This is a genomic window from Mycobacterium sp., from assembly GCF_050701675.1.
GTDB lineage: Bacteria > Actinomycetota > Actinomycetes > Mycobacteriales > Mycobacteriaceae > Mycobacterium.
The window spans coordinates 1-7835 of record NZ_JBOGDD010000161.1; the positions used below are offsets into that span (position 1 = coordinate 1).

Sequence of the window (7835 nt, forward strand, 5' to 3'; positions counted from 1 at the left end):
GGTCGTGGCCACGGACGGCGAAGATCAACGCCTGCCGGGTGTCCGGATCGTCCAGTGAGCGACCGAGCAGGCCGGTGATGCGCTCGAGTCGGTAGTAGAGGGTGCGCCGCTGAACGAACAGCAGCTGCGCGGCCTGGGACTTGTTGCCGTCACACGACAGGTACGTGCGCAGTGTCGGCAGCAGGGGGTTGGTCGCCTTCGCGTCGTGCTTGAGGATCGCCCCCAGCTCGTCCTCGATGTATCGCGCCAGTTCCGGTCCCCCGGCCAGCGAGGCCAATAGGCGAAGCACGCCGAGGTCGTCGAAGCGGTGCACGGCCTTGTCCGGCTTCGCCGCGGCGACCGATGCCGCACTTCTGGCCTGCTCGATGGCGGTCGGAAGCTGTCCCGCACTGACCGGTCGACTGATGCCGGCCCGCACGTCCAGTGCGGTCAATCGTTCCACCAGTTGCTTCTCGGAGCTGGTCCGAGACAGCCCCATGATGGCCAGCGTGTGCTCGCCGAGGTCGGCCACGACCGCGGGTACGTGCAGCTTCCTGCAGAGTTCCTCCATCGCTTCGTCGCTGGTGGCGCCCGCAGGTGTCTCCTTACAGACGAACACCGCCACCAGCGCCCGGTCGCGAAGGTCGCGACCGATCCGCAGGGCGCGGGTGACGAACGAATCACCGGAGATATCGCCGAGCAACAATCGACTGACCAAGGCGTTCTGCCGTTGCGCCGACTTGGCGCCACTCTCACGGGCGCCGAGCAGCGCGATCGCGATCCCGTCGGTCGCACGGTCCAGCGCGTACCCGGCCGTCCCCGCGATCGGTACGCCGCCGTGCAGGACGTGCAGCCAACCCCACCGCTCACCACGCAGCACGACGGCCCTGCGGGTGCAGTCGTGGGCCTCGTTGGCGTTGTTGGCGTCGACCGATGCGGAGTCGTGCGCGATGCGCGAGTGCTGCTCCCATTCCGACAGCACCTCGTCGCCCGCCTCCGACGCGCCCGAGTACGCGACGACCTGCCGGGTGGCGTCCTCCAGTACGACGGGATGGCCGACCTCGGCGGCGAGTGCATCGGTGAACAACACATGGTCCTGGCCGGCCAGCAGCAGCTGCATGAACGTCGCGTTCAGCCGTTCATACGCGCTGAGGTCGAGAACCCGTTGGTCGACGATCGACTCGTGCACCTGGGCGGACACCTCCACGAACGGCAGTTCGCCGTCGAGTCCGACAAGGGGAAAGTCACGTTCGCGGGCAGCTTCGACGAGCGCTTCGGGCATCGTGTCGAAGGCGCGGCCGCTGAGCTCGATGACCAGCACGGCGGCCTGAGCGTCGGCAATCTGCGCGATGTAGTTGCGTTGGCTCTCCGGCGTCGACCCAATCCCGAGGCCCGCGGTCAAGAGCATCTCGCCACCGCTGAGAAACTGTGCGATGTCGGCGATCTCGGTGGGATGGACCCAGCGGATCGCGCGTGCGAGGCTGGTTTCGCCCGCGTAGACCTTGAAGGCGATTCGGTGGAACACCTCGAGCTGCAGCGCTGCCTCGACTGTCATGGCCATGGCGCCACCCTTCTCGCGTCGCAATGCACTGTTGGGCACTCTGTGCAGCGAAATCCGGACCTACTGCGCAAAATGAGTCTAACGACGACGCAGGCCCGGTGTGCACACTTGCAGTGAAGGTCATCGCAGTCGCAGGCGGCCGGCCGTCTCACCGATGACCACTCGACGATCAGTACGCCGATCAGCAGAAGGAGACACTCACATGCCTCAGCTCAACGGCGGGCAGGTCATCGCCCGCATCCTCAAGGAGTACGGCGTCCCGTACGCGGCAGGCATCCCCGGTCACGGCATCTGGGGCCTGATGGACGCGTTCAACGAGGACGAGTCGAAGATCCCCTTCATCCAGACCTACCACGAGCAGAGCGCGGTGCACCTGGCCGACGGCTACTACCGAGTTTCCGGCAAGCCGATGGCCGCGGTCACGTCGATCGGTGCGGGTGCGTCCAACACGGTGCTCGGACTGGCCACCGCGTACAGCGACTCGACCAGCGTGCTGGTCATCACCGGCGGACCGCCGCGGCACATGCGCGGCCGCGGGGTGCTCCAGGAGCTGGAACGCCAGAAGGACAACGGGTTTCCCCAAGTGGCCGAGGCGGTCTCGAAGCGCAGCTGGGTCGCCAACAGCATCGAGGACCTGCCGTTCATCCTGCATCGCGCGTTCAGCACGATGCTGACCGGGCGTCGCGGCCCGGCCCACGTCGAGGTCCCGTGGGACTTGCACGCCGAGACCGCAGAGGTTAACTTCCACGACCTCGCACGCCGCCTTCCCGTGGGCCTGCAGTACCCGGACCCGGACGCGATCCAGCGCGCGGTCGACCTGCTGGGCACTGCGCGGCGCCCGGTGATCGTCGTCGGCGGCGGTGCGATCAGCGCCAACGCGACCGACGAGGTGCGTGCGCTGGCCGACGGTTTGAACATCCCCGTCGTGACCACCTGGAACGGCAAGAGCGCGTTTCCCGAGGACCACGACCTCTTCGTCGGCAGCGTCGGCCAGACCGGCACCATCCACGGCAACTACCTGGCCGCCAACGCCGACGTCGTGGTGTCCATCGGTTGTCGTTTCACCGACTGGTCGTCGTCCAGTTACGCTAAGGGACAGTCGTTTTCGTTCCCGCCGGCGAAGCTCATCCACATCGACATCGATCCTCACGAGATCGGCAAGATCTATCCGGCCGAGGTCGGCATCCTCGCCGACGCCAAGCCTGCCGTCGCGGCGATCGTCGCGTCGCTGCCCGCCAAGCCGGACCGCAGCGAGTACCTCGCCGAGGTGGCAGACCGAAAGGCGGAGTGGGAGAACGAACTCGCCACCCGACGGGACTCCGACCGCTTCCCGTTCACGCTGCAGCGTCCGCTCGGCGCGCTCCGGCAGGTGATGGACCGCAGCGGTATCGTGCTGGCCGGTTCGGGCAACACGCAGGGCGCGGTCAAGCAGACCTTCCCCGTCTACGAACCGCGCACCCATCTGACCACTGGCGGTTTCTCGTCCATGGGTTGGCCGGTGCCTGCCGCCCTCGGCGCCAAACTCGCCGCCCCCGAACGTCAGGTCGCCTGCGTCACCGGTGACGGCGACTTCCTGATGACCGCGCAGGAGATCGGCGTCGCCATCCAGCACGACATCGCGGTGGTCTTCGTCGTGCAGGACAACTCGGGCTACATCTCGATCCGCGGCGGGCAGCGCAATGCGACCGACCGCATCATCGGCACCGAGTTCAACCGACCCGATGGCACTCCGTACAGCCCGAGTTTCAAGGCTCTCGGCAAGGCGTTCGGCCTCGAGTCGTTCCGCGTGGAGTCGGCATCCGATCTGGAGCCGACGTTCAAGCGCGCCTTCGACGCCAAAGCCCCCGTCCTGGTGGAGATCCCCACCGACCGCGATCTGGCCAGCCCGTTCGTCCCCGGTTGGCTCGACTTCCCCCCACTGCCGCACATCACCGATGAGCGCGCGGCGGAGTATCGCGAGCGGCGCGCCAGCGAGCAGCACCAGTAGTCCGATGCCGCGTCTCGAAGGCAAGGTCGCGCTAATCACCGGCGCCGCCCGCGGCCAAGGCCGATCGCACGCGCTTCGGCTCGCCGACGAGGGAGCAGACATCATCGCTCTCGACGTCTGCAGGCAGATCGACACCGTCCCCTACCCCATGGCCGACTCCGACGACCTCGTCACCACCGTCGATCTGGTCAAGAGCCGTGGTCGGCGGGTGTTCGCCGCCGAAGTCGACGTCAGGGACCTCGCCGGCATGGAAGCCGCTGTGGCCGCCGCGGTTTCGGAACTTGGTCGGCTCGACGTGGTGGTGGCCAACGCGGGCACGTTGAACGACACCGCCCCGTTGTGGGAGTTCACCGAACGGCAGTTCCAGGATCAGATCGACGTGAACCTGACCGGGGTGTGGAAGACGATCAAGGCGACGGTCCCCTTTCTGTTGCGCCAGGGCGAGGGTGGCGCCGTCATCCTGATCAGCTCGATCTCGGGCCTGACGGTTGAACTCAACGTCGGCCACTACGCCGCGTCCAAGCACGGCGTGAACGGTCTGATGCGCACGCTCTCCGGCGAATTGGCTCCGTTCGGGATTCGCGTGAACTCGATCAACCCGACCAACGTCAACACCGCGATGATCAACAATCCTCGCTACAACCGGCTGTTCGCCGGTGGCAAGGATGGCGCGACTCAGCACGACGCCCTCGACGCGCTGACCGCCATGCACGCATTGCCGATCCCCTTCCTCGACCCGATCGACGTCTCCAATGCGGTGCTGTACCTCGCATCGGACGACGGTCGATTCATCACCGGCACCACGCAAGTCATCGACGCGGGCGCACTGAACCCGTTCAAGGCTCCTCATCTGACGGCTGGACGGGAGCACCCCGAATCCCAACCAACTGGTTGATGGTGATATAAACCAGTCATGCGCACCGGAATCTTCCTGAGCTATTCCAGCGGCTTCCGGGAGGCGGCCGACCAGGTGGTCGAACTCGAGAAGTGTGGCGTCGACATCGCCCTCGTCGCCGAGGCCTACTCCTACGACGCGATCAGTCAACTGGGCTATCTCGCGGCCAAGACTTCCACCATCGAGCTGGGTTCCGGCGTCGTCCCGATCTACAGCCGCACCCCGACGCTGCTGGCGATGACGGCGGCGGGCGTCGACTACGTCTCCGACGGCCGGTTCCGGCTCGGCATCGGCACGTCGGGCCCGCAGGTGGTCGAAGGCTTTCACGGCGTCCCCTTCGATGCGCCGCTGGGCCGCACGCGCGAGGTGGTCGAGATCTGCCGCCAGGTGTGGCGCCGCGAGAAGGTGCAGTTCGACGGCAAGTACTACCAGGTGCCGTTGCCCGCGGATCGCGGCACGGGTCTCGGCAAGCCACTGAAGCTCATCAATCATCCCGTGCGCGAAACCATTCCGATCACGATCGCCGCGCTCGGCCCGCAGAACGTTCAGCTCACTGCCGAGATCGCCGAAGGCTGGCAGCCGGTGTTCTACTACCCGGAGAAGGCCGACGACGTATGGGGTGACGCGCTGCGCGCCGGTGCCGCCAAGCGCGATGCGGCCCTCGGACCGCTCGACGTCATGGTCTCGGCCAGCCTGGCCATCGGCGACGACGTCGACGATCGGCTGGCATGGGCGAAACCCCAACTGGCGCTGTACATCGGCGGTATGGGCGCTCGCGGCAAGAACTTCTACCACAACCTGGCGACGCGATACGGCTTCGGCGACGTCGCCGACCACGTCCAGGATCTCTACCTCGCGGGCAAGAAGGACGAGGCCATCGCCGCCGTGCCCGACGAGCTGGTTCGCAGCGTGTCGCTGGTCGGGCCAGCGGGGTTCGTCAAGGAACGCCTGGCCGCCTACGCCGAAGCCGGTGTCACGACGATGCTGGTGCATCCGCTCGCGGGCGACGACCGCGAAGCGGTGAAGTTCTGCGCGGAACTCGTCGCCATGGCCAACTAGGTCAGCTTCGCCGAAACTGAACACATGCAGAGCTTTTGCGAGTGCGCGCCTGCATCCCTTCAATCTCGAGGCGCGGCGGCCACCGGTGAGCGCCACTACACCAATAGCGTGCCTCCGTCGACGGTGAGCACGACACCGGTCCCGTAGGTCTGCTCCATGCAGTACACGTACGCCAAGGCGGCGTCCTCCACCTCGCCGATCCGACCCAGCGGAAGTCTCTGCGCCGCATCGTCGAACACCGCCTGCCGCGCATCGTCGCCGAACGCGTCCCACAGCGGCGTGCGAACTACGCCTGGCGCAACGGCATTCACGCGGATGGGTGCGAGCTCGACGGCCAGCGCCGTCACGGCCGCGTTCATCGCTCCGCAGATGCTCACCGGCAGCACTCCGAACCCCGGCTGGTGAGCGGCGGTCCCGCTCGTCATCGTGATCGATCCGCCCGCCGCGATCTTCGGCGCGAAGACCCGCACCGCGTTCAGTGCACCGACGAACCGCGTCGTGAAGAAGCTCGAGATGACGTCGGGGGTCAGATCGGTGATCTTGGCCATCTCCAGCGACTCGCCAGCGGTGAACACCAGGTGGTCGATGTCGCCGACGTCCGCGGCGAATCGATCGAGGGCATCGGCGTCGGAGAGATCGACGACGGCGCCGCGGGCGCCATCGGGCAGCCGCGCCAACGCGTTGTCCACGCTGGACTGCTTCCGCGACGCGACGATCGGGACACCGCCGCGGTCGGCGACGGCGCTGGCGACGGCAAGGCCGATGCCGGAGGTGCCGCCGATGACGAGGACTCTGTTGTTCTTCAGACTCATGGCTCCACGGTCCCCGCGCACGAAGTGCGCGTCCAAGACCCTTTTGGTCGTTCAGCGATACCCTTGGGGTATGGCGGCAGATCTCGACATGCGCAAGCTGCGGTACTTCGTGGCGGTTGCGGAGGAACTGAACTTCGGGCGCGCAGCCCGTCGCCTGCACATCGCACAACCCGTGCTGTCCAGGCAGATTCGCGCCTTCGAGGACGAGTTGGGGGTGAGCCTGTTCTCGCGCGGCTCGCGGGGCACCACGCTCACGGCCGCAGGCACGCAGTTGCTCGAGGACGGCCGCTTCATGCTCGCCGAGTCGACCGCATTGCGGGAACGCCTCCGCCACGTCGAAACGGCCACGGTCACCGTGACCGTCGGGGTATTACCGGGCCTGCTCGCCACCGCCGCAACGAGAGCCTTCGAGGCCGCGGACCCGGCCTACCGCGTCGAGGTGACACAGGTGTGGTGGGGCGAGCAGGTCTCGGCCGTGCAGAGCGGACGGGCCGACGTGGTGTATGCCCGTGAGCCCATCGAACACACCGGTCTTGGCGCAGCCCATCTCCTCGACGAGCCACGCGACGCGCTGCTGTCCATCAGAGATCCGCTGGCGACGCGCCCGTCGATCAAGCTCGCCGAGCTGGCCTCGCGCCGCCTGCTGCAGGACCTGGGCACCGTGCCCGAGTGGCGGGTGATCGCCGATGCCGAGCAGCGCCGCGCCTCGTCGCGCAAGATGGCGTCGACCGTCGAGGAGAAGTTGGAACTGGTTGCGGCACATGAAGGGTTCGCGGTACTGCCGCGGTCGACGACGAAGTTCTACCGACGACCCGACGTGCGGGTCGTGCCGATCGAGGACATCGGACCCAGCCGGGTGATACTGATCTGGAATGCCGAGGTATCCAACGCGGCGCGTGACGAATTCATCACCGCGGCCCTGGCGTGCCGCGATCAGACGATCTGAGCGTCGCCCGTGCCCCGGTTTCGCGCACCTCGCCGGGTACGCCGCGTCGGGTGCTGCGTGATCGATACGATGGGGGTGTCCGCAAATCGTGCCGCGCGTCGAGGTTGTGGAAGAGCGAGAGACCGGGTGTGAAGCATGAGTGGGACCAAGTCGACCGAAGCTGCATACCTCGCGATCCGCGAACGCATTCTGTCGGGTCAGTTGTTGCCAGGCTCCAGGTTGTTGGAGGTCGACCTCGCCGCGGAACTCGCGGTGAGCCGCACGCCGATTCGCGAGGCGCTGCCTCGTCTGGCTGCCGAGGGTCTCATCGAGATGTCGCCGAACCGCGGTGCCACCGTGCGGCGGTGGACCGACGGTGAAGTCCACGACATCTACCGGTCACGGGCCGAATTGGAGTCGCTCGCCGGCGAGCTGGCCACGGAGCGCATCGACACCGAGACGTTGCAGCGCCTGGAGGACCTCTGTCTGGAGATGGAGCAGTGCGGCCTGGAACCCGATGACCAGAGCCGGGATCGCTTGACCGATTTGAACACCGAGTTTCACGACACGATCCGCTACGCGGCGAAGAGCCCGAGCCTCGTCGCGATGATTCACGG

Annotated in this window: 7 protein-coding genes; 5 read left to right on the top strand and 2 right to left on the bottom strand. The window is 66.9% G+C overall.

What is annotated here, in order from left to right; all coding sequences use genetic code 11:
* On the bottom strand, positions 1 to 1540 hold a 1540-nt coding region (locus tag ACRDUX_RS04725; RefSeq protein WP_526411499.1), incomplete at its 3' end, for a PucR family transcriptional regulator.
* 202 nt (positions 1541 to 1742) lie between these two features.
* Here ACRDUX_RS04725 and ACRDUX_RS04730 point away from each other — a divergent pair.
* The 3 genes from ACRDUX_RS04730 to ACRDUX_RS04740 are packed head-to-tail and all read left to right on the top strand — an operon-like array spanning position 1743 to position 5481.
* A complete protein-coding gene (locus ACRDUX_RS04730; protein WP_526411501.1) occupies positions 1743 to 3527 on the top strand; it encodes a thiamine pyrophosphate-binding protein in 1785 nt (594 codons plus the stop codon).
* 4 nt (positions 3528 to 3531) lie between these two features.
* Positions 3532 to 4422 carry a mycofactocin-coupled SDR family oxidoreductase gene (locus ACRDUX_RS04735; RefSeq protein WP_526411503.1) on the top strand — a complete coding sequence of 297 codons (891 nt, stop codon included), beginning with the start codon at positions 3532 to 3534 and terminating at the stop codon, positions 4420 to 4422.
* Positions 4423 to 4440: 18 nt separating this feature from the next.
* The gene (locus ACRDUX_RS04740; RefSeq protein ID WP_526411504.1) at positions 4441 to 5481 is read left to right on the top strand and encodes an LLM class F420-dependent oxidoreductase; all 1041 of its coding nucleotides are present in this window, start codon (positions 4441 to 4443) and stop codon (positions 5479 to 5481) included.
* A gap of 95 nt (positions 5482 to 5576) precedes the next feature.
* Here ACRDUX_RS04740 and ACRDUX_RS04745 read toward each other — a convergent pair whose 3' ends face one another.
* Positions 5577 to 6293, bottom strand: a complete 717-nt coding sequence (locus ACRDUX_RS04745; RefSeq protein ID WP_526411506.1) for an SDR family NAD(P)-dependent oxidoreductase — start codon at positions 6291 to 6293, stop codon at positions 5577 to 5579.
* Positions 6294 to 6363: 70 nt separating this feature from the next.
* On the opposite strand from ACRDUX_RS04745, the gene ACRDUX_RS04750 reads away from it, so the two are divergent.
* Complete coding sequence (locus ACRDUX_RS04750; protein WP_526411508.1) at positions 6364 to 7239, top strand: LysR family transcriptional regulator; 876 nt, start codon at positions 6364 to 6366, stop codon at positions 7237 to 7239.
* A 135-nt stretch (positions 7240 to 7374) separates the two neighbouring features.
* Positions 7375 to 7835, top strand: a 461-nt coding sequence (locus tag ACRDUX_RS04755; protein ID WP_526411510.1) for a GntR family transcriptional regulator, incomplete at its 3' end; no start/stop codon positions are given.

Coding starts and splice junctions, on each gene's coding strand:
- ACRDUX_RS04730 (WP_526411501.1), top strand. CDS start 1,743: ATGCCTCAGCTCAACGGCGGGCAGGTCATCGCCCGCATCCTCAAGGAG.
- ACRDUX_RS04735 (WP_526411503.1), top strand. CDS start 3,532: ATGCCGCGTCTCGAAGGCAAGGTCGCGCTAATCACCGGCGCCGCCCGC.
- ACRDUX_RS04740 (WP_526411504.1), top strand. CDS start 4,441: ATGCGCACCGGAATCTTCCTGAGCTATTCCAGCGGCTTCCGGGAGGCG.
- ACRDUX_RS04745 (WP_526411506.1), bottom strand. CDS start 6,293: ATGAGTCTGAAGAACAACAGAGTCCTCGTCATCGGCGGCACCTCCGGC.
- ACRDUX_RS04750 (WP_526411508.1), top strand. CDS start 6,364: ATGGCGGCAGATCTCGACATGCGCAAGCTGCGGTACTTCGTGGCGGTT.